Origin of the sequence: Dokdonia genika, from assembly GCF_042652845.1 — a bacterium.
Lineage (GTDB): Bacteria > Bacteroidota > Bacteroidia > Flavobacteriales > Flavobacteriaceae > Dokdonia > Dokdonia donghaensis.
In genome coordinates, this window is sequence record NZ_JBHSHB010000014.1 from 166,583 (window position 1) to 192,124 (window position 25,542).

17 protein-coding genes are annotated in these 25,542 nt (G+C 39.0%); 16 read left to right on the forward strand and 1 reads right to left on the reverse strand.

Annotated features, from left to right (window positions below; genetic code table 11):
• Nucleotides 1-6 precede the first annotated feature (6 nt).
• Entirely contained in the window at nucleotides 7-1,239 is a 1,233-nt protein-coding gene (gene nusA, locus ACFO5T_RS09160) for a transcription termination factor NusA (protein ID WP_035327153.1), read from the forward strand.
• 53 nt (nucleotides 1,240-1,292) lie between these two features.
• Entirely contained in the window at nucleotides 1,293-4,073 is a 2,781-nt protein-coding gene (gene infB / locus ACFO5T_RS09165) for a translation initiation factor IF-2 (RefSeq protein WP_380033778.1), read from the forward strand.
• A 295-nt stretch (nucleotides 4,074-4,368) separates the two neighbouring features.
• On the opposite strand, the gene ACFO5T_RS09170 is transcribed toward infB, so the two are convergent.
• Nucleotides 4,369-4,758, reverse strand: a complete 390-nt coding sequence (locus ACFO5T_RS09170; RefSeq protein WP_035329008.1) for an SPOR domain-containing protein — start codon at nucleotides 4,756-4,758, stop codon at nucleotides 4,369-4,371.
• Nucleotides 4,759-4,979: 221 nt separating this feature from the next.
• On the opposite strand from ACFO5T_RS09170, the gene ACFO5T_RS09175 reads away from it, so the two are divergent.
• The 14 genes from ACFO5T_RS09175 (at nucleotide 4,980) to ACFO5T_RS09240 (ending at nucleotide 25,429) form a co-directional block, all read left to right on the forward strand.
• Complete coding sequence (locus ACFO5T_RS09175) at nucleotides 4,980-6,278, forward strand: c-type cytochrome (protein WP_380033781.1); 1,299 nt, start codon at nucleotides 4,980-4,982, stop codon at nucleotides 6,276-6,278.
• 81 nt (nucleotides 6,279-6,359) lie between these two features.
• Entirely contained in the window at nucleotides 6,360-9,431 is a 3,072-nt protein-coding gene (locus ACFO5T_RS09180) for a TAT-variant-translocated molybdopterin oxidoreductase (RefSeq protein WP_380033783.1), read from the forward strand.
• A gap of 30 nt (nucleotides 9,432-9,461) precedes the next feature.
• Nucleotides 9,462-11,225 carry an NrfD/PsrC family molybdoenzyme membrane anchor subunit gene (gene nrfD, locus ACFO5T_RS09185; protein ID WP_081965007.1) on the forward strand — a complete coding sequence of 588 codons (1,764 nt, stop codon included), beginning with the start codon at nucleotides 9,462-9,464 and terminating at the stop codon, nucleotides 11,223-11,225.
• A gap of 6 nt (nucleotides 11,226-11,231) precedes the next feature.
• Nucleotides 11,232-11,762, forward strand: coding sequence for a DUF3341 domain-containing protein (locus ACFO5T_RS09190; RefSeq protein ID WP_035327164.1), 531 nt, complete (start codon nucleotides 11,232-11,234; stop codon nucleotides 11,760-11,762).
• Nucleotides 11,763-11,771: 9 nt separating this feature from the next.
• A complete protein-coding gene (locus ACFO5T_RS09195; RefSeq protein ID WP_380033785.1) occupies nucleotides 11,772-12,470 on the forward strand; it encodes a c-type cytochrome in 699 nt (232 codons plus the stop codon).
• Between the two features lie 29 nt (nucleotides 12,471-12,499).
• On the forward strand, nucleotides 12,500-13,864 hold the full coding sequence (locus ACFO5T_RS09200) for a quinol:cytochrome C oxidoreductase (protein WP_380033787.1): 1,365 nt from the start codon (nucleotides 12,500-12,502) through the stop codon (nucleotides 13,862-13,864).
• Between the two features lie 27 nt (nucleotides 13,865-13,891).
• Nucleotides 13,892-14,974 carry a cytochrome c oxidase subunit II gene (locus tag ACFO5T_RS09205; RefSeq protein ID WP_380033789.1) on the forward strand — a complete coding sequence of 361 codons (1,083 nt, stop codon included), beginning with the start codon at nucleotides 13,892-13,894 and terminating at the stop codon, nucleotides 14,972-14,974.
• 37 nt (nucleotides 14,975-15,011) lie between these two features.
• Nucleotides 15,012-16,835, forward strand: a complete 1,824-nt coding sequence (locus tag ACFO5T_RS09210) for a cytochrome c oxidase subunit I (protein ID WP_035327171.1) — start codon at nucleotides 15,012-15,014, stop codon at nucleotides 16,833-16,835.
• Nucleotides 16,836-17,015: 180 nt separating this feature from the next.
• Nucleotides 17,016-18,038, forward strand: a complete 1,023-nt coding sequence (gene ruvB / locus ACFO5T_RS09215; protein WP_380033792.1) for a Holliday junction branch migration DNA helicase RuvB — start codon at nucleotides 17,016-17,018, stop codon at nucleotides 18,036-18,038.
• Nucleotides 18,039-18,074: 36 nt separating this feature from the next.
• On the forward strand, nucleotides 18,075-19,400 hold the full coding sequence (locus ACFO5T_RS09220) for a cytochrome P450 (RefSeq protein ID WP_380033794.1): 1,326 nt from the start codon (nucleotides 18,075-18,077) through the stop codon (nucleotides 19,398-19,400).
• Between the two features lie 4 nt (nucleotides 19,401-19,404).
• Nucleotides 19,405-20,334, forward strand: coding sequence for a tRNA epoxyqueuosine(34) reductase QueG (queG, locus tag ACFO5T_RS09225; RefSeq protein WP_380033936.1), 930 nt, complete (start codon nucleotides 19,405-19,407; stop codon nucleotides 20,332-20,334).
• A gap of 106 nt (nucleotides 20,335-20,440) precedes the next feature.
• Nucleotides 20,441-21,793 carry an MFS transporter gene (locus ACFO5T_RS09230; RefSeq protein WP_380033796.1) on the forward strand — a complete coding sequence of 451 codons (1,353 nt, stop codon included), beginning with the start codon at nucleotides 20,441-20,443 and terminating at the stop codon, nucleotides 21,791-21,793.
• 299 nt (nucleotides 21,794-22,092) lie between these two features.
• Nucleotides 22,093-23,046: a carbohydrate kinase family protein gene (locus tag ACFO5T_RS09235; RefSeq protein ID WP_380033798.1), complete on the forward strand. Its 954-nt coding sequence runs from the start codon at nucleotides 22,093-22,095 to the stop codon at nucleotides 23,044-23,046.
• Nucleotides 23,047-23,134: 88 nt separating this feature from the next.
• Nucleotides 23,135-25,429 (forward strand): NADP-dependent malic enzyme, encoded by a 2,295-nt coding sequence (locus ACFO5T_RS09240; RefSeq protein WP_380033800.1) that lies wholly within the window; start codon nucleotides 23,135-23,137, stop codon nucleotides 25,427-25,429.
• Nucleotides 25,430-25,542: the final 113 nt, after the last annotated feature.

Below are 25,542 nucleotides of genomic sequence, written 5' to 3' on the forward strand. Positions count from 1 at the left end.
GTTGATATGGAGAATTTAGCGTTAATCGATTCTTTTTCAGAATTTAAGGACGATAAATTAATAGATCGTGTGACCCTAATGGCCATCTTAGAAGAGGTGTTCAGAAGTACGTTAAAGAGACGTTTTGGAAGTGACGATAACTTTGATATAATTATAAACCCTGATAAAGGAGATCTAGAGATCTGGCGTAACCGTGTGGTTGTTGCAGATGGAGAGGTGGAAGATGATAATGAAGAGATCTCATTAACAGATGCACGTAAGATTGAAGAAGATTTTGAGGTAGGTGAAGATGTATCAGAAGAGGTGAAGCTTATAGATTTAGGCCGTCGCTCTATTTTGGCACTACGTCAAAACTTAATAAGTAAAATACACGAGCACGATAATACAAACATATACAAGCAGTTTAAAGAGCTAGAAGGTGATTTGTATACAGCAGAGGTTCACCATATACGTCACAGAGCAATAATATTGCTTGATGATGATGGAAACGAAATTATATTACCAAAGGACCGCCAGATACCTTCAGATTTTTTCAGAAAAGGAGAAAATGTACGTGGGGTAATAGAAAGCGTTGAGCTTAAGGGTAATAAGCCTGCAATTATTATGTCTAGAACATCTCCATTGTTTTTGGAGAAGTTGTTTGAGTCAGAGATACCAGAAGTGTTTGATGGTTTAATTACTGTTAAAAATGTAGTGCGTATCCCTGGTGAAAAGGCAAAAGTAGCAGTAGATTCTTATGATGATCGTATAGATCCAGTAGGGGCTTGTGTAGGTATGAAAGGATCTCGTATACACGGTATCGTGAGAGAGTTGGGTAATGAAAATATTGATGTTATTAATTACACGACTAATCTTAATTTATATATTACTAGGGCTTTAAGTCCTGCTCGTATCACGAGTATTAAGATAGATGAAGAAAATAAGACCGCGCAAGCAGTGCTTAAGCCAGAAGAGGTAAGTAAAGCAATAGGTCGTGGAGGTCATAATATACGTCTAGCTGGCCAGCTTACTGGTTATGAGATTGATGTGTATAGAGAAGGTGTAGAAGAAGATGTCGAGCTTACAGAATTCTCAGACGAGATAGAAGCGTGGGTAATCGAAGCTTTTGGAAAAATAGGGCTAGATACAGCGCGTAGTGTACTCGAGCAAGAAGTAAGTGATCTTGTACGTCGTACAGATCTAGAAGAAGAAACAGTACTTGATGTGATGCGTATCCTCAAGGAAGAATTTGAAGAATAAAGTATCCTACTCGCAATAGTAAAGTAGGTATAGATAATAATTTAGAGCAGTTTATGGCAGCAACAATGCGATTAAACAAGGTATTACGGGAATTGAACATTTCTCTTGATCGTGCCGTAGAATTTTTAAATTCTAAGGGTGTCGAGATAGAGGCACGTCCGACTACGAAAATTTCGACTGAAATTTACGAGGTGCTTTCGGGTGAGTTTCAAACGGATGCCAACAAGAGAGTAGCTTCTAAGGAGGTTGCAGAGGCAAAAGAAAAGGAGAAGGAAGCATTGCGCGCCGCTCGTGAAGTAGAAATTGAGGCAAAAGCTGAAGCGAAAGCAGCAGCGCCTAAAAAGCAAGAGGTCGTTAAAGCTAAAGCACAGTTAGATGGACCAAAGCAAGTAGGGAAAATCGATCTTTCAAAGGGATCTGGAAAACCAGCACCTGTTAAGGAAGAGAAAAAGCCAGAGGTCAAGAAGGAAGGGGTTAAAAAGCCAGAAGTTTCTGCAGCCCCTGTAAAAGAGGAGGTAAAACCTACTCCAAAACCTGCTGTAGAAGAAAAGAAAAAAGAAGAAAAGCCAAAACAAGCTGCTCCTATAGAAAAAGAAGCAAAGAAAGTTCAGGCTCCTGCGGCTAAAAAGGAAGAGCCTAAGAAAGCTGATGCTCCAGAAAAAGAAGTGGGTTTAGGTGATGAAGTTATCAAGACTGACTATAAAAAACTGGACGGACCTAACTTCACAGGTCAAAAAATTGACCTTTCTAAGTTTAAGAAGCCAGAAAAGAAATCATCTTCAGACGATAAGAAAAAACGTCGCCGTCGTATTACAAAACCAGGTACAGGTGGAGGTAAGCCGGGAGGAAATAACCGTGGCGGAAACAATAATAACAACAACCGTGGTAATTCTGGAAAGGGTAGAGGGCGTGTTGTTAAGGCAGAGCCTACAGAAGAAGAAGTACAAAAACAAATACGTGAGACTCTTGAAAAACTTCAAGGAAAGTCTAATAAAGGTAAAGGAGCAAAATACCGTCGTGATAAGAGGGATCAGCACCGTCAAAAGACAGAAGATGATCTAGCTCAACAAGATGCAGAAAGCAAAATCCTTAAAGTAACGGAGTTTGTTACAGTAAGTGAAGTAGCTACAATGATGGATGTGGGTGTAACACAAATTATATCTGCGTGTATGTCACTGGGTATGATGGTAACGATGAACCAGCGTCTAGATGCAGAAACATTATCTATTGTTGCAGATGAGTTTGGATACTCTGTAGAGTTTGTAACTGCAGATCTTGAAGATGCAATAGAAGATGTTGAAGATTCTCCAGAAGACTTAGTAGAAAGAGCTCCTATTGTAACCGTTATGGGTCACGTAGATCACGGTAAAACATCGTTACTGGATTACATCCGTAAGGAAAATGTAATTGCAGGCGAGAGTGGAGGTATAACACAGCACATAGGTGCATATGGTGTGCAACTAGAAGATGGTAAAAAAGTTGCCTTTTTAGATACTCCAGGTCACGAGGCCTTTACGGCGATGCGTGCTCGTGGTGCTCAAGTAACAGATATTGCTGTTATTGTAGTCGCTGCAGATGATGATATAATGCCACAAACTAAAGAGGCAATCTCTCACGCTCAGGCGGCAGGAGTGCCTATAGTTTTTGCAATAAATAAAATTGACCTTCCAGCGGCAAACCCTGAGAAGATTAAAGAAGGACTTGCGCAAATGAATCTTCTTGTAGAAGATTGGGGTGGAAAAATCCAATCACAAGAAATATCTGCAAAGAAAGGTACGGGAGTGAAAGAATTACTTGAGAAAGTATTACTTGAAGCTGAGCTCTTAGAGCTTAAAGCAAACCCAGATAGAAATGCAAATGGTACGGTTGTAGAAGCATTCTTAGATAAAGGTCGAGGATATGTATCGACAATTCTTGTACAGGCAGGAACGCTTGAAGTGGGTGATTACTTACTAGCGGGAACTACCTCTGGTAAAGTAAAAGCGATGCACGATGAGCGTGGTAAGAAAATTAAGAAGGCTGGGCCTTCTACTCCAGTATCTGTTTTAGGACTAGATGGAGCGCCACAAGCAGGTGATAAGTTTGTTGTAATGACAGATGAGCGTGAGGCAAAAGATATTGCTACTAAGCGTACACAACTGCAACGTGAGCAGAACGTGCGTACACAACGTCACATCACACTTGATGAGATAGGTAGACGTATTGCTCTAGGAGACTTTAAAGAACTTAATATTATCCTTAAAGGTGATGTGGATGGATCTGTAGAAGCACTTACAGATAGTTTCCAAAAATTATCTACAGAGGAGATAGCTGTAAATATTATACACAAAGGTGTAGGAGCTATTACAGAAAGTGATGTATTGCTTGCTTCAGCTTCAGATGCGATTATAATCGGGTTTAATGTGCGTCCAGCAGGTAATGCTAGACAGGTAGCAGATAAGGAAGAAATCGATATCCGTACATACTCTATCATCTATGATGCGATCAATGATCTTAAAGATGCGATGGAGGGAATGTTATCACCAGAGATGCGTGAGGAGATTACAGGTACGGCTGAGATACGTGAGACATTTAAGATATCTAAAGTTGGTACAATTGCAGGTTGTATGGTTACAAATGGTAAGATATTTAGAAATTCAAACATACGTCTTATACGTGATGGTGTAGTAGTTTATACAGGTGAGCTTGCTGCCCTTAAACGTTTTAAAGATGATGTAAAGGAAGTTTCAAAAGGATACGATTGTGGTATGCAGATTAAAAACTATAATGACATCAAGCTTGATGACGTTATAGAAGCATTCCAAGAAGTAGCTGTAAAGAAGAAGCTTAAATAATAGAAAGCTATATTTAATATATAATCGCCTTAGAGTATATCTAAGGCGATTTTTTTATGCGCTTTCGCGAAAGCGCATTATTGCCTTAAAAAAAATATCCTTTGAGCAGTTTTAGGGCGTTTATATGACTTTCTCATACGGATTGTGCTGTCATTTGTGAGAGCACGTTTGCTTAGTAGTTTGAGCTCCTTAAATTATGCACTGCGAGTGTGAGCTTTGTTTAGATTAAAAAGCATAAAAAATCCTCAATATCAAAAAGGTATTGAGGATGTTTTATAGGGTCTTTACGTGTGGGTTAGTTATCTGGCTTAAAAATAAAAGCACTAGAAAATTCCTTTCTTATTTCCATAAGAGCGCGATCTGCTTCTAGCCTATTTCTAAAGTTTCCTATCCATACTTTATAGTTAGGTGTTTCGTGTTTAATGGCAGATGTCCAGGTGCCTATGCGGTTACGATACTTCTTAAGTGTAGCGCTGGCAGTGTTTAAGCTCCCTGAGTATAGTTGTATCTTATATCTGTCTGCTAGTTTGTTGTCTTTTGTAAGGCTGCTTTTTAAATCAAGTAATTCGGTAATTCTATTGTCTTGATTTACGGTTACTTGTGCAGATTGCGCTTTCGCGAAAGCGGAAAAAGTAAGGGTAACTGCTATGGCAATTACGATATGTTGAAACGGTTGTACGCTCATAATTTGCTGATTTTGAACAAAGGTAAAAGATAAAAACTTAAACAAATTAATATTATTATTTAGAACTATTATAAATTAGTAAGAACCCCTGTAAGGTGCCCCAAAAAATGCAGTTTGTGTAGTATTTTTGCATACCATTTTGTGCGCGGGTTTAACAGGTTCTTAACGAGCTTAACAGTATAAAAACCGTGCCATCTTTTTGAAGCTAATTCAATATTAATATGATACAGGTTAAACGCCAAAATTCATTCTCGAGAATACTTACCCTAGCTGCGGTAGTGCTTCTCACTTTATCTAGTTCTCTTTTTGCACAAGATGCACCTGCGGCAGATGCTAAGGCTGGTGAGGCTTTATTTAAAGCAAATTGTGCAGCTTGTCACAAATTATATAAGCCTATGACTGGGCCGTTACTTCATCAGGTTTCTGAGAAGTACGACCGTGAGTGGTTATATAAGTGGATCAAGAATAGCCAGGGACTTATTAAGTCTGGAGACCCTCTTGCTGTAAAAGTATATGAGGAGAATGGTAATAAAGTGATGAACTCTTTTCCTGCATTGTCTAATGCAGATATAGATAACATTCTTGCGTATACGGATACGCCAAAACCAGAAGCGCCAGCACCAACAGCTGTCGTTGGAGGTGCAGATGGAAATAAAGGAGGTGGAGTTTCAAATAACCTTATCCTTGCGATTCTTGGATTTGTGTTGTTGCTTCTTGTTGCTGTATTGTTTTTGGTAAACAACACACTTAATAAGTTTGCTTCTGCTCAAGGAATTGAAATGCCGGTAGCGGAGAAGCGTAAGCCTATCTGGAAAGCATTTGTTGAAAATCAATTCTTAGTATTAGTCTCAGTAATCTTCTTATTATTAGGAAGTGCATATTTCGCTTACGGGTGGATGTCACAAGTAGGGGTTGATCAAGGGTATATGCCTGTGCAGCCTATTCACTACTCGCACAGAATTCACGCAGGAGAGAATGCAATAGAGTGTAAGTACTGTCACTCTTCTGCAAGAGTGTCTAAGCATTCTGGTATTCCTTCTCTTAATGTGTGTATGAACTGTCACAAGTCTATCGCAGAAGTTGCTGGACCTGAGTCTGAGTTTAGCTCTGTTACTGAAGATTACTCTAAAGAGTTTTATGATAAAGAAATCCAAAAGCTTTACAAAGCTGTAGGTTGGGATGAGGCAACACAATCATATACTGGGGAAACTCAGGCTGTAGAGTGGGTGCGTATTCATAATCTTCCGGACTTTGCATACTTTAATCACTCACAACACGTAAGTGTAGCTGGTATAGAGTGTCAGAAATGTCACGGTCCTGTAGAGGAGATGGAGATTATGTATCAACACGCTCCTCTTACTATGGGATGGTGTATAAACTGTCACCGTGAGACTAATGTGAAGATTGAAGGTAATGCATATTACGAAGAGATTCACGAGCAACTTGCAAAGAAGTATGGTGTTGAAAAAGTGACAGCTGCTCAAATGGGTGGTCTGGAATGTGGTAAGTGTCACTACTAATAAAGAGAATTTAAGTTTCGAAAGAAACTCTTAATAAAGGTTGCTGAGCGTAGTCGAGGCACAAATTAATAAATCAATTATATGTCATCAAACAAGAAATACTGGAAAAGTGTCGATGAGCTCCACGGAGATGCATCTATCGAGGCACTAAGACAGAATGAGTTTGTACAAGAAATTCCGACAGATGAATTTTTAGGTGATAAAGAAACACTTGAAAATACAGAAACTACACGTCGTGACTTCTTGAAGTACGTAGGTTTCTCTACAGCGGCAGCATCGCTAGCAGCTTGTGAAGGTCCTGTTGTAAAGTCTGTGCCTTATGTGGTGCAGCCAGAGCAAATAATACCGGGAGTTGCAGATTATTATGCGACTACTATTGCAGATGGTTTTGACTTTGCAAGTGTACTTGTAAAGACTCGTGAGGGTCGCCCTATTAAAATAGAAAACAATGACCTTGCAAAAGCAGGTTTTGGGGCAAACGCTCGTGTACACGCATCTGTTCTTGGAATGTACGATACAAAGCGTGCGCAATTTCCAACGGCAGGAGGAGAAGAAGTTTCTTGGACAGATATAGATAAGGGTGTTGTTGCTGCGCTTGAGAGTGGTAAGAAAGCAGTATTGCTTACTCAGACATTTGCAAGTCCATCTACAGATAAACTTATAGGAGAATTTATAGCAAAATATCCAAATGTTTCTCACGTAGCTTATGACGCTGCTGGAGAGCAATTTGCTTTAGATGCTTTTGAAATAAAATACGGTTTCCGTGCATTACCAGATTATAATTTTGGTGATGCAGAAGTGATTGTCTCTGTAGGGGCAGACTTTTTAGGAGATTGGAATGGTGGTGGATACGACTCTGCTTATGGTAAGTCTCGTGTACCTAAAAATGGAAAGATGTCTAAGCACTTCCAGTTTGAGGCAAATATGTCACTTTCTGGTGCAAATGCAGATGTACGTGTTCCAGCTACACCATCTCAACAAAAATTAATAGTGCAAGCACTAGCAGGTGGATCTGCTTCTGGTCTTCCAGAAGGGGTGAAGGCTAAAGTTGCTCAAGCGCGTAAAGCACTTCTTGCTGCTGGTAGTAAAGGATTACTTGTAACAGGTGTGCAAGATGTTTCTACGCAGAGAATCGCGCTTGACTTTAACGAAGGTAAAGTGGTAATGGATACTGCTAAGCCTAAGCTTACAAGATCTGGAGATGCTCGTAAAGTGATGCAACTTGTAAAAGAGATGAACGCTGGTCAAGTAGGAACACTTATTATGGCTGGAGTAAATCCTGCTTATAGTCTTCCTAATGCAGATGAGTTTGTTACTGGTCTTGCAAAGGTTGATGTTTCTGTAGCTTGTTCATTAAGAGCAGATGAGACAGCGGCACTTTCTACTCATATTGCACCGGTACCACACTACCTTGAGTCTTGGGGAGATGTGCAGATTAAAATGGGTGAAGTAAGTTTACAGCAGCCTACAATAAAAGAGATATTTAATACACGTCAGTTCCAGCAAAGTTTACTTAACTGGATGGGTGTAGATAAAACATATTACAGCTACCTTAAAGAGACTATGTCTTCGGCAGGTATCGCATTTAACAAGTCTGTTCAAGCAGGAGTTGTTGAGACTAGCGCTTTCGCGAAAGCGGTAACCGCATCAAACACTTCTATAGCATCTGACGCTGGTCTTGCGAGTACATTGCAAGAGGGTAATGGAGGCTTTGAGCTTACGTTGTATACAAAAACATCAATGGGTGATGGTACTCAGGCAAACAATCCTTGGTTACAAGAGATGCCAGATCCATTAACACGTTGTACTTGGGATAACTACTTGACAATGTCTGAGGCAGATGCCAAAGAACTTGGTTTGTGGTTTGATAGAAGTTCATTCTTTACAGAAGCACGTCACGATGCAAATGGAGGTCTTAATGGTCACTATGCAAATGTTACTGTAAACGATGTAACTATCGAGAAAGTGCCAGTAATGATACAGCCAGGTCAAGCTAAAGGATCTGTAGGTCTTGCGCTAGGGTACGGTCGTAAAGAAAGTATTCAAGAAGAGATGCAAACGGGTGTTAACGCATTCCCTTTAATGCAAAACTTCCAGACTACGCAAAGCGTAACTATCGAGAAGGTAGGTGGTGTACACGAGTTTGCTTCTGTACAGCAGCACAACACGCTTATGGGTCGTGGTGATATCGTAAAGGAGACAACTCTTGAGATATTTAACACAAAAGATAAGCACTTTTGGAACGCGGTTCCTGAGGTGAGTAAAGCGCACATAGAGTATGAAGTGACTTCACCAGAAGTTGATCTTTGGGAAGAGTTTGATCGTTCAATAGGGCATCATTTTAACCTTGCTATTGATCTTAATGCTTGTACGGGATGTGGTGCTTGTGTGATAGCTTGTCACGCAGAGAATAATGTTCCTGTAGTAGGAAAGTCTGAAATACGTCGTAGCCGTGATATGCACTGGTTACGTATAGATAGATATTATTCATCTGAGGATACATTTGCTCAAGATGATATTAAGAAGGAGGAGTTTGATGGATTAGGTGGTGATAAAGGTTCTCTTGGAGGATTTGGTGAGCTAGAAGATCCAGCTGCAAATCCACAAGTTGCTTTCCAGCCTATAATGTGCCAGCACTGTAATCACGCTCCTTGTGAGACTGTGTGTCCAGTAGCAGCAACATCACACGGTCGTCAAGGTCAAAACCATATGGCTTACAACCGTTGTGTAGGTACTCGTTACTGTGCAAACAACTGTCCTTATAAAGTGCGTCGTTTCAACTGGTTCCTTTATAATGGTAATGACGAGTTTGATTATCATATGAACAATGATCTTGGGCGTATGGTTATCAACCCAGATGTAACCGTTCGTTCTCGTGGGGTTATGGAGAAGTGTTCTATGTGTATCCAAATGACACAAAAGACTATTCTTGATGCTAAGCGCGATGGACGTAAGGTTAAAGACGGAGAGTTTGCAACGGCTTGTTCTAACGCTTGTACAACTGGAGCGCTTGCCTTCGGAGATATAAACGACAAGGATAGCAAGATTGCAGAGCTTAAAGAAGATGATCGTATGTATCACTTACTTGAGCACGTAGGAACGAAACCAAATGTATTCTACCAGACAATGGTACGTAATACAGAAGAAGTATAAAACAACTAATCTAAAGACTAATTATATAGGATTATGGCGCATTACGAAGCACCTATACGAAGACCACTAGTTACCGGAGATAAGACCTATCACGATGTAACATTAGATATCGTTGCTCCAGTTGAGGGACGTGCAAATAAATCTTGGTGGCTCGTATTCTCTATCGCACTAGTAGCTTTCTTATGGGGAATAGGCTGTATTATCTATACTGTAACAAACGGTATCGGTAGTTGGGGTCTAAATAAAACCGTAGGTTGGGCTTGGGATATTACCAACTTTGTATGGTGGGTAGGTATTGGACACGCAGGAACACTAATTTCTGCAGTACTATTATTATTCCGTCAGAAGTGGCGTATGGCAATTAACCGTTCTGCAGAGGCGATGACTATTTTCTCTGTAGTTCAAGCAGGATTGTTCCCTATTATACATATGGGTCGTCCTTGGTTAGCTTACTGGGTATTACCTATACCTAACCAGTTTGGTTCTTTATGGGTAAACTTTAACTCTCCACTACTTTGGGATGTATTTGCAATATCAACGTACCTTTCTGTATCATTAGTTTTCTGGTGGACTGGATTATTACCTGACTTTGCAATGATACGTGATAGAGCTGTTAAGCCATTCCAGAAGAAAATTTATAGTTTACTTTCATTTGGTTGGTCTGGTAGAGCAAAAGATTGGCAGCGTTTTGAAGAGGTGTCACTGGTTCTTGCAGGACTAGCAACGCCACTTGTACTTTCTGTACACACGATTGTATCTTTTGACTTTGCTACGTCTGTTATACCAGGATGGCACACCACGATTTTCCCTCCTTACTTTGTTGCGGGAGCGGTATTCTCAGGGTTTGCAATGGTAAATACACTTCTTATCATAATGCGTAAAGTTGTCAGTCTTGAGGCTTACATTACAATACAGCACATTGAACTTATGAATATTGTAATTATGATTACAGGTTCAATAGTAGGTGTTGCTTATATTACGGAGTTATTTATGGCTTGGTATTCTGGAGTGGAATATGAGCAGTATGCATTCTTAAACAGAGCAACAGGACCTTATGCTTGGTCTTATTGGGCAATGATGACGTGTAACGTTTTCTCTCCGCAGTTTATGTGGTTCCCAAAATTAAGAAGATCTATAATGTTCTCTTTTATCATATCAATTGTTGTGAACATTGGGATGTGGTTTGAGCGTTTTGTAATTATCGTGACTTCACTTCACCGTGATTACCTTCCATCTTCTTGGACGATGTTCTCGCCTACATTTGTAGATATAGGTATCTTCATAGGTACTATAGGTTTCTTCTTTGTATTGTTCTTATTATATGCACGTACATTCCCAGTGATTGCACAAGCAGAGGTAAAGACTATTATGAAGTCATCTGGAGAGCGTTATAAAAAATTACGTGAGTCTGGACAATCACTAGTAGGTACAGGAGCAGATCCTCGTACATCTGGTGGGCCAGTAAAGATTAATCTTGATGGTGCATACATTGCAAAACCTCAAGAGGTTGCCGAAGGTGAAACAGTTATTCCAGAAGATACACACGGTAGTGATTCATTAGTGAGCCGTTTAGGAATCTTTGATGCTGCTACTCAAAAGGCAGATGATCTTAAGGTAATTAATGGTATAGGACCAAAAATGGAAGAGAAGCTTAACGAACTAGGAATTTATACGTACGAGCAAGTAGGTAAAATGACTTCTGTTGAATACAATTTATTAGATAATCTAACTGGATCATTTCCTGGTCGCGCAGAGCGTGATGATTGGGCGGGTCAAGCTAACAATCTTAAATAATTAAGTATGGCATCTACAGTTATACACGCAATATACTCTGATGACGACGTTCTAATGAACGCTGTTAAGGAGGTTAGAAAAAAACATCTTCATATTAATGAGGTGTATACACCATTCCCTGTACACGGGCTTGATAAGGCTATGGGGCTTGCACCTACTCGTCTTGCTATTACTGCCTTTTTATATGGATGTGTGGGAATTACAGTAGCAACATTAATGATGAATTTCATTATGATCGAAGACTGGCCACAAAACATTGGTGGTAAGCCATCTTTCAGCTATATTGAGAATATGCCAGCTTTTGTGCCTATTATGTTTGAGCTTACGGTATTTTTTGCAGCTCACTTAATGGTTATTACTTTCTATATGAGAAGTAAATTATGGCCTTTTAAGAAAGCTGAAAATCCAGATGTACGCACGACAGATGATCACTTCCTTATGGAGATTGATGCAACTGGAAAAGATGGAAAGGAACTTGCAGACTTTTTAGTAACAACTGGAGCTGTAGAGATTAATTTAATTGCAAACGAAGCATAAGTCAACGCAATGAAGAATATATTTAAAATAGCTGTTTTGTTTATCGCTTTTGGCAGTATGATTTCTTGTCAAGATGATAATAAACCTAACTATCAGTATATGCCTAATATGTACGAATCTGTAGGTTATGAAACTTACGGTAAGTATGAGGTATTTCCTGAAGGGTATGAAGCTTTAAAACCGGCAGAAGGTTCGGTGATGAGAGGGTGGTTACCATATGATTATGAAAATACTATTGAAGGAAAAGCTTCCGCGAAAGCGAACCTGAAAAACCCATTACCTTATACAGAGGAGAATTATGTTAAGGGTAATGAGTTATATAACATTTACTGTTCTATATGTCACGGTGTAAAAGGTGACGGAAAAGGAACATTAGCAAAAAGAGAGAAAATACTAGGTGTCCCTGCATATAATGATGCTGGTAGAGCCATCACAGAAGGTAGTGTATACCACGTGATGTATTACGGTATTAACTCTATGGGATCTTATGCGTCGCAGATGACAGAAGACGAACTTTGGATGGTTGATCATTACGTAATGGGTCTTAAAGATGCATTAGGTGGAAAACCTGAGAGAGCGTTTACAGCAGCAGAAATTATTGAGGAAATGACAGAGGGTAAGATTGATACAGATCTTAACGAAGGTGCAGTAGATGCTATACCAGGACCTGAGTCTGAGCCAATGAATGCAGCGGGTAACGAACACTAATAACTAACGGAACAACCGATATTTAAGATATGTACACATTATCTAAAAACTTAAAATTATCAGCGATTATCTTTATGGTAGTAGGATTTGTCCTATTTGCTGTAGATTACGTTTTCTTACCAAAGACAATAGCAGATATTGAAGCTTTGCACGCAGGTGATGCCCACGGAGGTGGTCACGGAGATGCAACAGTTGCAGATGCCCACGAAGCAGACACACACCACGTAGCAACCGATGATGCACACGCAGAAGACGGTCACGTAATGACCGAAGAAGAGCATAATGAGCACTTACTAGCAGGTTACCAAAATAAACCTTGGTCTGCTGTTTATATCGCTGCTTTTTTCTTCTTTATGATTTCTCTAGGGTGTCTTGCATTCTACGCAGTACAATATGCTGCTCAGGCTGGATGGTCGCCTTTATTACTTAGAGTAATGGAGGGTATAACAGGATATCTTTTACCTGGAAGTATTATAATGTTTGTTTTGCTAGCATTATCTGGATTCCATTTTAACCATATGTTCCACTGGATGGCAGATGGAATTACTGATCCAGTAAGTGATAACTATGATAAGCTTATTGCTGGTAAATCAGGATGGTTAAATGTGCCTTGGTTACTGATTAGAGCTGCAATTTTTATTGCTGGATGGAACATCTATAGATTCTTTGCTGTAAAGTTCTCAAAAGAGCAGGATGAAGCATCTGATAACAAATCACACAAAAAGTCATTTAAACTTGCTGCAGCATTCTTAGTGTTCTTCTTATACACTGAGTCAATGATGTCTTGGGATTGGATTATGTCTATCGATCCTCACTGGTTTAGTACTCTCTTTGGATGGTACGTACTTGCAGGTATGATGGTTTGTGGTATAACTACCATCGCTCTTATAACTATGATACTTAAGGGTGCAGGTTACTTACAGAGTGTAAATGATAGCCACATACACGATCTTGCTAAATTTATGTTTGGTTTCAGTATTTTCTGGACGTACTTATGGTTCTCACAGTTTATGCTTATATGGTACTCAAACATACCAGAAGAGGTAACGTATTACATACAACGTATAGAAGATTATAACTTACCATTCTTTGGTATGTTAGTAATGAATTTCCTTTTCCCATTATTAATATTAATGAATAGCGATTTCAAACGAGTTAACTGGTTTGTAGTAATGGCTGGTATAGTAATCTTATTAGGTCACTATGTAGACATCTTCAATATGGTTATGCCAGGTACAGTAGGACAGGCTTGGTCGTTTGGATTTGTAGAAATAGGATCACTTATGTTCTTCTTTGGATTGTTTGTACTGATTGTTTTCAGTTCACTTACAAAACGTCCATTAGAGCCTAAGCGTAATCCGCTTATTGAAGAAAGTAAACACTTTCACTATTAGAATATAGATTAAAGAAGTTAGAAAGCAATGACAGGTTTATTAGCACTCATCGTAGTAATTCTATTTGTAGTCACACTTTGGCAAATGTCAAAGATTTTTAAACTATCTCAGTTTAATAAGAAGACCAATAGTGAAAATGCTCAAGTAGCAGACGATAAAGACAACAGAATCAATGGTAAATTGATGTTGATGTTTATCATATTTTTATATGCCATAACTATTTACTGTTTTTGGAATTACAGTAAGTTTTATTTGCCAGAACCATCTTCTGAGCACGGAGCAGATTATGACACCTTGTTATTTATCTCTCTTGCACTTATAATGTTCGTACAAGTAATCACACAAGCATTACTTCATTACTTTGCATATAAGTACTCAGGTAAGAAAGGTCAAAAAGCATTATTCTATGCAGATAATGATAAACTAGAGTTTATCTGGACTATCATTCCAGTAATCGTTCTTGCAGGTCTTATTATCTATGGTCTCTTTACTTGGTCAGATATAATGAACTTTGAAGAGGACGAGGATGCTATAGTTGTAGAGTTATATGCAAAGCGTTTTGGTTGGCAAGCACGTTATGCTGGAGAGGATAATATCTTAGGTAATGCCAATGTTCGTTTCATTGAAGGAGCAAACACAGTAGGTGTTGATGAAAGTGATGCTGATGCAATGGATGATAAAATTACAACAGAGCTTCACCTTCCAGTAGGGCGCCAGGTAATCTTTAAGTTACGTTCTCAAGATGTATTGCACTCTGCTTATATGCCTCACTTTAGAGCGCAAATGAATGTTGTGCCAGGTATGATAACTCAATTCTCTTTTACTCCATCTAAAACTACCGCAGAGATTCGTGATACGGATTATATGAAAGATAAGATGGCTACTATCAAAGAGATTAGAAAAGAAAAAAATAAAGCTTCTATAGCGGCAGGAGATGGTCCAATAGACGCTTATGATGAATTTGACTATTACTTGCTATGTAATAAGATTTGTGGAGCATCGCACTATAATATGCAGATGAAGATTGTTGTTGAAACTCAAGAGGAATATGACGCTTGGATTGCAACTCAAAAAACATTTGGTAGCTCTATAGCAGCAGCTCAAGAATAAAAAAAAGAAAAAGAAAAATTAACTAAAGAATCTAGGTATGGCAGCACACGCAGCAACAGCAGATCACGGTCACGATGATCACGAGCACCACCACGAGCAAACGTTTATAACGAAATATATCTTTAGTACTGATCACAAGATGATCTCAAAGCAGTATTTAATTACTGGTTTGATAATGGGTATTATCGGTATTGGAATGTCATTGATATTCCGTTTACAACTGGCTTGGCCAGATCACCAATTTACTATTTATGAAGTGCTCTTAGGAGACTGGGGTAAAGATGGTGTAATGGATCCAAACATTTATCTTGCACTTATTACCATACACGGTACTATAATGGTATTCTTTGTGCTTACAGCAGGCCTGAGTGGTACTTTTAGTAACTTATTGATTCCACTTCAGATTGGAGCGAGAGATATGGCTTCTGGATTCCTTAATATGGTATCTTACTGGCTGTTCTTCCTTTCTTCTGTAATAATGGTATTATCATTATTTGTAGAGTCAGGACCAGCTGCAGCAGGTTGGACTATCTATCCACCATTATCTGCCCTACCTAACAGCATACCTGCTTCAGGAATGGGTATGACATTGTGGTTAGTAGCGATGGCAATATTTATCGCATCATCACTATTGGGTTCACTTAACTATGTTGTTACAGTACTTAACCTTCGTACAAAGGGGATGACTATGACAAGGTTACCACTTACAATCTGGGCTTTCTTTGTGACTGCTATTATTGGTGTGGTTTCTTTCCCAGTACTTTTATCTGCAGCTTTAATGCTTATAATGGATAGAAGTTTTGGTACGTCATTCTTCTTATCTGATATTTATATTGGAGGAGAAGTATTACATAACTCTGGTGGTTCACCAGTATTATTTGAGCACCTTTTCTGGTTCTTAGGTCACCCTGAGGTATACATTGTATTATTACCAGCACTAGGTATCTCATCAGAGATAATATCTACAAACGCACGTAAACCTATATTTGGTTACCGAGCGATGATTGCTTCTATTTTAGCAATTGCCTTCTTATCAACTATCGTATGGGGTCACCATATGTTTATTTCAGGTATGAACCCATTCTTGGGATCTGTATTTACATTTACAACCCTATTAATTGCAATACCATCTGCTGTAAAAGCTTTTAACTATATCACAACCTTGTGGAAGGGTAACCTTCAGTTCAACCCTGGTATGCTTTTCTCAGTAGGATTAGTTTCTACTTTTATTTCTGGTGGACTTACGGGTATCATACTTGGAGATTCTACATTAGATATAAATGTACACGATACTTATTTTGTAGTAGCTCACTTCCACCTAGTAATGGGTATCTCTGCATTATATGGACTTTTTGCAGGTGTTTATCATTGGTTCCCAAAAATGTTTGAAGGTAAAATGATGAACAAGAACCTAGGTTACGTTCACTTCTGGATTACAGTTATTGGAGCTTATGGTATTTTCTTCCCAATGCACTTTATTGGTATGGCAGGATTACCTAGACGTTACTACACAAACTCAGCGTTCCCGTATTTTGATGATCTTGTAGATGTAAACAAAGCGATATCTATTTTTGCTTTCATTACAGCGGCTGCACAGTTAGTATTCTTATACAACTTCATACACTCAATGTTTTATGGAAAAGTAGGTTCTAAAAACCCTTGGAAATCTAACACATTAGAGTGGACAACAGATCACAAGCATATACACGGTAACTGGGCAGGTGCAATTCCTGAAGTACACCGCTGGCCATATGATTATTCTAAGTTGAATAAGGATGAGTCAGATTATGTGATTGCTGGTCAAGATTATGTACCACAAACAGTTCCACTTCAAGACAATGAAGAAGAAATGCATCACTAGAGATGTCATAACATAAATCATACTTATATGATTACTTAAAACCCATTCTTAACGAGTGGGTTTTTTAGTTTTGCGCTTTCGCGAAAGCGTAACATTATCCTTTATTAGTCTTAAATGGAAGGGTGCTGTAAAGTTTCAAACAAGACTATTTCTTATCTTTGATAGAAATCACCTAGACGTATGAATGAGCACTTGGATCCTACAAACGAAGGTTACTCAAGAGAAGAAGTAGATATTGAGAAAGCGTTAAGACCTTTATCGTTTGAAGACTTTGCAGGACAAGATCAAGTGCTTGAAAATCTCAAGGTTTTTGTACAAGCAGCAAACCTTAGAGGAGAGGCATTAGATCACACCCTCTTTCACGGTCCTCCGGGTCTTGGTAAAACTACCCTTGCAAATATTCTTGCAAACGAACTTGGGGTAAATATTAAGATAACCTCTGGCCCTGTTCTAGACAAGCCTGGTGATCTCGCTGGATTACTTACTAATCTAGATGAGCGTGATGTGCTATTTATAGATGAGATACATAGACTTAGTCCTATAGTAGAAGAGTATTTATACTCGGCTATGGAGGATTATCGTATAGATATAATGATTGAGACGGGGCCAAATGCACGTACCGTTCAGATAGATCTAGCACCTTTTACACTCGTAGGAGCAACTACCCGTTCTGGACTTCTTACGGCGCCTATGCGCGCACGTTTTGGTATATCTAGTAGATTACAATATTATACAACAGAACTTCTTACAACCATCGTACAGCGTAGCTCTAGTATACTTGGTGTACCTATCTCTATGGAAGCTGCTATAGAGATAGCCGGTAGAAGTCGTGGTACACCTCGTATAGCAAATGCATTATTGCGTAGAGTGCGTGACTTTGCACAAATAAAAGGGAATGGTAGTATCGATATTAAGATTGCTAAGTATAGCCTTGAAGCACTTCACGTAGACGCTCACGGGCTGGATGAGATGGACAATAAAATACTAGCTACGATTATAGATAAGTTTAAAGGCGGGCCTGTGGGACTTACTACACTTGCCACTGCCGTTTCTGAAAGCGCCGAAACTATTGAGGAGGTTTACGAACCTTTTTTAATACAGCAAGGTTTTATTATGCGTACTCCAAGAGGACGTGAAGTTACAGAGGATGCATACAAGCATCTAGGTAGAGTAAAAGGCCCTGTGCAGGGAGGTCTGTTTTAGAAACATTCTATTTAAAATTTTATATAAAAGCACCCTATGTCTAATGATATTCCAGCAGTTTCGGTTTTAAAGTTTCTGGCAAATGCTGGGAGTATTTTAAAGAATCCGCTTCCTTTTCATCACGATAATTTTGAGATTAAGGGTGATACCTTCAAGCTGCAGTTGGGATTTGGTAATGAAGTCGTCTTCTCTAGAGATCCGGGCTTTGCAAAGTATGCTTTGCAAAAAAACCAGCGCAACTATACAAAGTCACCCATTCAGACTAAAGATCTTGCAAAGTATGTAGGCGAGGGACTTTTAACCTCAGAAGGTTCTCTATGGAAAAAACAACGCAAACTCATACAGCCAGCCTTTCATAAAAAACAGCTTGCACAGCTTATAGAAGCTATGCATACAGTAATAAAGGAGGAGTTACAAAGCATAAAGACAGGAGAGGCGTTTGATGTATTTGAGATATTTAATGACCTTGCTTTTAATACAGTTGCAAAGTCACTCTTTCAGACCGAGGTAGATCGTAAAAAGATAAACCGCTTACAATACATTACAGAGCAAGCTCAAAAGATGCTCGTAAAAGAGTTGAGACAACCTTATAAATCTTGGTATTTTAAGTATGCTGGACCTATAGATAAGCATCTAGCTCTTACTCAAGAGGCGCGTGATATACTTATGGAACTCGTAGAAGAACGTCGAGCATCACAACAAAAGGTAGGAGACTTACTAGATATGCTTCTGGAGTCTACTTATGAGGATGGCACAGGTATGGATGATGAGCAGCTCATAGATGAGATTCTCATACTCTTTACAGCGGGTCACGAGACAACCTCAAATGCGCTTACATTTGCCGCCTCATTACTTGCAAGACATCCAGAGTGGCAAGATAAAATTTATAAGGAATACGCTTTCGCGAAAGCGAACTCAACATCATTAAACGAGTTTTTGAGACAATGTACAGTCACTAAGCAAGTGCTAGAGGAAACAATGCGACTTTATCCACCGGCTTACTTTATAGACAGAGTAAATATCGAAGAAGACGAATATAATGGGATGAAAATACCAGCAGGTTCTAATTTATTGTTTTCGTGTATTGAGATTCACAAGCACGACGATTTTTGGGAAGATCCATTACAATTTAACCCTACTCGATTTGATGACAATGCGGGGATGTACCACGATGCCTATTTCCCATTTGGCGCAGGACCTAGAATGTGTATAGGTAATAACTTTGCAATGTATGAGATGATTCTTGCGGTTACCGAAATGGTATCACGTTTTAAAATCACCCCTATAAACACACCTATAGAAATATTACCGCTCATTACCCTTAAGCCAAAAAATGCAATCTTAGAGTTTGCTACAAGATAGGGTGATAGAGAATAAATCAAAACATACAGCATTTATTAAAGCAGAAGCACAGCGCTTAGGTTTTATGTCTTGCGGTATAAGTAAAGCAGGTTTTCTTGAAGAAGAAGCGCCTCGTCTTGAGTCTTGGCTCAATAAAAATATGCACGGCGAGATGCAGTATATGGAAAACTACTTTGACAAGCGCCTTGACCCTACAAAACTTGTAGAAGGTTCTAAGAGTGTAATATCACTCCTACTTAATTATTACCCTCACGAGTTGCAGAATGAGGAGTCTTATAAAATCTCTAAGTATGCCTATGGGCGAGACTATCATTTTGTGATAAAAGATAAACTCAAAGAGTTTATGCACGTTATACAAGAACAGATAGGAGAGGTGAACGGCCGTGCTTTTGTGGATAGCGCTCCTATACTTGATAAAGCTTGGGCAGCAAAGAGTGGTCTGGGGTGGATAGGTAAGCACAGTAATTTACTTTCAAAAAAGGCAGGGTCATTTTATTTTATTGCAGAGCTTGTAGTAGACCTAGACCTTGAGTATGATACACCTGTTACAGATCACTGTGGGAGCTGCACTGCTTGTATAGACGCTTGTCCCACACAGGCTATTGTAGAGCCGTATAAGGTAGACGGTAGTAAATGTATAAGCTACTTTACGATAGAGCTTAAAAATGAAATACCTGAGTATGCAAAGAGTCAACTAGATGACTGGATGTTTGGTTGTGATGTATGTCAAGATGTATGCCCTTGGAATCGATTTTCAAAAGCACATAGTGAGCCGTTATTTAACCCAAACCCTAAGCTGCTCACTTATGATAAAAAACAATGGGAAGAAATAACCCAAGAGGTGTTCTCAGAAATATTTAGAAAATCTGCTGTAAAGCGAACCAAATTTTCTGGCTTGAAGCGAAATATCGATGCGTTAAAAAAACAACCGTAATTGACGCCTCAATTGCGAAATCCTTAAAATTACAGACACTTAACGTTATCTTAATATTTTTACGGATATTACTGTCTTGAATCATAATTAAAACCCAACATATTTTATGAACAAAATACTCAGTAGTATCAAAAAGCCCAACCTGTCCTTCTGGCAAATATTTAATATGAATGTTGGCTTTTTAGGAATACAATTTTCTTTTGGGCTACAACAAACAGCCATCAACCCTATCTTTTTATACCTAGGCGCAGCCGAAGATTTGCTACCTATTTTAAATATAGCAGGACCTATTACAGGTCTTATTGTACAGCCTATAATTGGGGCTATAAGTGATAAAACGTGGTCTCCTAAATTTGGTAGAAGAAAACCATTCTTTCTTATAGGAGCTCTACTGGGTAGTCTTTGCTTGTTTTCATTTCCTTTTAGTCCAGCCCTGTGGGTTGCGGTTTCTTTATTGTGGATACTTGATATAGGGAATAATATGGCAATGGAGCCATATAGAGCACTAGTAGGAGACAAACTTCCAAAGACTCAATTAAGTCTTGGGTACCAGATGCAAAGTCTTTTTGTAGGTGCAGGGACAGTAATAGCAATGATCTCAATTATTTATTTTCAAGACATATTAGGTCTAGCAGAAGAAGTTGCGGGAAGTATTCCACTATGGTTGTATTACTCTTTCTTTATAGGGGCTGTGCTTTCTATCACTACTATATTATGGTCTGTGTATAAGACTAGAGAGATACCGCCTTCGCCAGAAGAAATGGAAGAAATAGAGGGCTTTAGAAAGCTCACTTTTGCAGAAAAATTTAAAGAGCCATTTATAGAGATTGCTAGTACGGTAAAAACTATGCCTAAGTTTATGTGGAAGGTTGCTGGAGTATACCTTTTTCAATGGTATGCGTTATTTGTTTACTGGCAGTTTAATGTGCCTATGTTTAGAGATACTCTTAACTTTAGTATAGGCGAGGCTGCTTCACAATCTGCTAAGATGAGTTTGACATATAACTCTGCAACCATACTAGTTGCACTTGTATTAGTACCACTAACGTTGAAATATGGAGGTAGAAAGATTTATGCAGCTAGTCTCTTTGGGACTGCGCTGGCTATGTTTTTAATACCGTATATAGCAGATGCAAATCTAGTACTGGCACCTATGATTTTATTTGGAATAGGGTGGGCAGCTATGATGGGAATCCCATATACAATGGTTTCAAAAATAGTACCGCAGCGTAAACGTGGTATCTATATGGGTATTCTTAATATGATGATTGTAATACCTATGGCAATAGAGACGGTAACATTTGGTCCTATCTATAAATATTTGTTAGGTGATAACGCCATTAATGCCATTCTTTTTGCAGGTGTATTCTTTTTAATCTCAGCATTTTTGGCTTTACGATTAACACCAAAACAAGCACAAGAAGTTTATGATGTAGAAAATGAGGGTGTTGTTGAATAAGCACTTTGTTTTCATTAAACCGTCTAGTACTAATAACTTATTAGTATATTAGTAGAACAATAGAAGTTCTTTTTCTTAAGCCACTATAAAAGAACTGTATGACAGTTATATAACTGTCTCATTATTGCTAAGATTTACAGCATCTTGTTCATAAGATTAAATCCAATAATCATATGACGTTTGAGGCTGATAAGTGGTTAATACCCAACTGAAAGCACTGGCTCACGCTGGTGCTTTCATACTTTACAATGTAAATAAAAAATACAGATCATTTTTTTTAGAATTTAAAGACTACTTAAGTGAAAAGAGAATTAGATATTTTATGTGTAGGTGAGGTGCTCATAGACTTTATAGGGCATCAAAAAGAAGTGCGTATAGATAAAACACGTGATTACCACAGGTATTTAGGTGGTAGTCCTACTAATGTGGCGATGAATCTCGCGCGACTAGGTATGAAAGTAAAACTTGCTGCTACCATAGGAGATGATGGGCTAGGCGTTTACATTAAAGATAAACTTACCGAAAATGGCGTGCAGACAGATCTCATTGCGACAGATCCTGAAAACCCTACAAGTGTGATTTTTGTGTCAAAAACTACGGGCACACCAGATTTTATACCTTATCGGTATGCAGACACTAAGATCTCAGAAACCCAAGTGTCTGATGCTTTGCTAGCGCAAACTACTATTTTTCATACCACAGCATTTGCCCTAAGTAAGAAGCCTGCAAGAACTACAATTTTAGCCAAAGCAAAAAAAGCTTATGAAGCTGGTTGTACACTTAGTATAGATCTTAATTACTCGCCTCGTATTTATCCTAATAGGGAGAAGGCGATAAAAACCTTTAGAGAGTATTGTTCTTATAACCCGCTCGTGAAGATAAGTGAGGATGATATGGAGCGCCTTTTTGGTGAGAAAAGAAGCCACGAGGATATTTTTGATTTCTTTCATAATGATTTTGGAGTAGAGCTTGTTTGTCTCACCTTAGGATCAGAAGGTGTTAAGCTTTCGCGAAAGCGTAAAAATCACCCTCCAGAAATGATTGTTGAGCCAGCGGCAAGAGTAGAGCAAATACTTGATGCTACGGGTGCAGGAGATGCTTTTTGGAGTGGATTCTTATTTGCTTACATAAGAGAGTATGACATCAAAAAATGTCTCAAAGTCGCGCTGTCACTGGCTGCTATAAAATTACAGCACGTGGGTAGATTACCTCAAAATGTTGACATACTCACCCAGTTGCTAGATTTTAAATAATAACCTCCATTAGGTAGATGTTAACAAGACTGAGTTTATAACCGAGAGGGAATTCAGTACTTTTGCAAGTCAATAGATAACCAACTTTATGAGTCAGCAGAACAAAAGACGGAGGGAAGCCCTCGTATATCACGCAAAGCCAAAACCAGGTAAAATTGCGGTAGTTCCTACAAAAAAGTACTCAAGCCAGCGTGATCTTGCGCTCGCTTATTCTCCAGGGGTGGCAGAGCCTTGTCTAGAGATAGAAAAAGATATAAATAACGTTTATAAATATACAGCAAAGGGTAACCTTGTAGCTGTAATCTCAAATGGTACTGCGGTGCTAGGTCTGGGAGATATAGGTCCAGAAGCGTCAAAACCTGTTATGGAGGGTAAAGGTTTACTCTTTAAAATATTTGCTGGGATAGATGTTTTTGATATAGAAGTAGGGACAAAAGATGTAGATGCTTTTATAGAAACTGTAAAAAATATCGCTCCTACCTTTGGGGGGATTAACCTTGAAGATATTAAGGCACCAGAGGCTTTTGAAATTGAGCGCAGGCTCAAAGAAGAGCTAGATATACCAGTAATGCACGATGACCAGCACGGTACGGCAATCATATCTGCCGCAGCGATGCTCAATGCATTAGAAATAGCAGGTAAGCGCATAGAAGATGTGCGTATCGTAGTGTCTGGCGCAGGTAGTGCGGCTATCTCGTGTATGAACTTATATCATTTACTTGGTGCTAAGCTAGAAAACATTGCAATGTTTGATATAAATGGTCTTCTTAAAGAGGATCGTACAGACTTATCTCCAGAGCAGTTTAAGTTTAAAAGTAAAGAGAGTTTTAACACACTAGCAGAGGCAATGGTTAATGCAGATGTGTTTTTAGGTCTTTCTGTGGGTAACATTGTAACACCTACAATGATACAGTCTATGGCAAATGATCCTATTGTATTTGCAATGGCAAACCCAACTCCAGAGATAGATTATGATGTTGCGATAGCATCAAGACCAGACTTAATAATGGCAACGGGAAGGTCTGACCATCCTAACCAAGTTAATAATGTGCTAGGTTTTCCATTTATTTTTAGAGGTGCGCTAGATGTGCGTGCAACTGCAATAAATGAAGCGATGAAGATGGCGGCGGTAAAAGCGCTGGCTCAACTAGCAAAGGAGCCTGTTCCAGAACAGGTAAATATCGCATATGGAGAGACTAGATTTACCTTTGGTCGCGATTATATTATCCCAAAACCATTTGACCCAAGATTAATAACTACAATACCGCCGGCGGTTGCAAAAGCAGCGATGGAGTCTGGAGTAGCAAAAGAACCTATAAAAGATTGGGCAGTTTATCACGATGAGTTGCTAGAGCGACTGGGTGAAGATAACAAGATTGTAAGATTACTAATGGATCGAGCACGCCGCAACCCAAAACGTATAGTCTTTGCAGAGTCAGATCAACTAGATGTGCTTAAAGCTGCGCAAATCGCTCACGAAGAGGGTATCGCAATACCCGTTTTATTAGGAAACCGTGATGTGATATTAGAACTTAAGGAAGAGATAGGTTTTGATGCAGATGTAGAGATTATAGATCCAAAATCTGACGAAGAGAAAGCTCACGTAGCAAAGTATGGTGAGATATACTGGGAGTCAAGAAAGCGCAAGGGTATCACGCTCTATGCCGCACAAAAACTACTTAGACAGCGAGATTACTTCGCCTCTATGATGGTGAGTCAAGGTGATGCAGATGGGATGCTCTCTGGTTTTAGCCGTAGTTATCCATCTGTGATAAAACCGGTTCTAGAAGTAATAGGTACTGCGCCAGGTGTGCAAAAAGTAGCCGCTTGCAACCTGATGGTTACCTCAAAAGGACCACTCTTTCTTGCAGATACCTCTATAAACATAGATCCTAATGCAAAGGAACTGGCAAAAATTGCCCAGATGACTTCGACGGCTGTAAGGATGTTTGGACTAGAGCCAGTGGTGGCGATGATGTCTTACTCAAACTTTGGGTCATCTACACACGAGAAGGCAAAAACGGTAAGCGACGCTGTATCTTATTTACACCGCAACTTCCCAGAACTCATTGTAGATGGAGAGGTGCAGGCAGATTTTGCACTTAATAGAGATATGTTGCAAAGTAAGTTTCCGTTCTCAAAACTTGCCGGTAAAAAAGTAAACACGCTCGTGTTTTCAAACATAGACAGTGCAAACATCACCTATAAGATGATAAAAGAGCTAGAAAATGCAGATAACATAGGTCCTATAATGCTTGGTATGCGCAAGCCTGTGCATATATTGCAACTAGGTGCGAGTGTAGACGAGATGGTGCATATGACTGCTATCACGGTGATTGATGCTCAAAAGAAGGAAAACTTTTTTAACAAGCAGCAGGAGTAAGCGGTTTTACGCTTTCGCGAAAGCGTAATAATACCTCATAATTTAAAGGTTCAGATTTATTTCTGAACCTTTTTTTTGTTTTGAAAATAGAATAAAAATGACGGTGTAAGTGC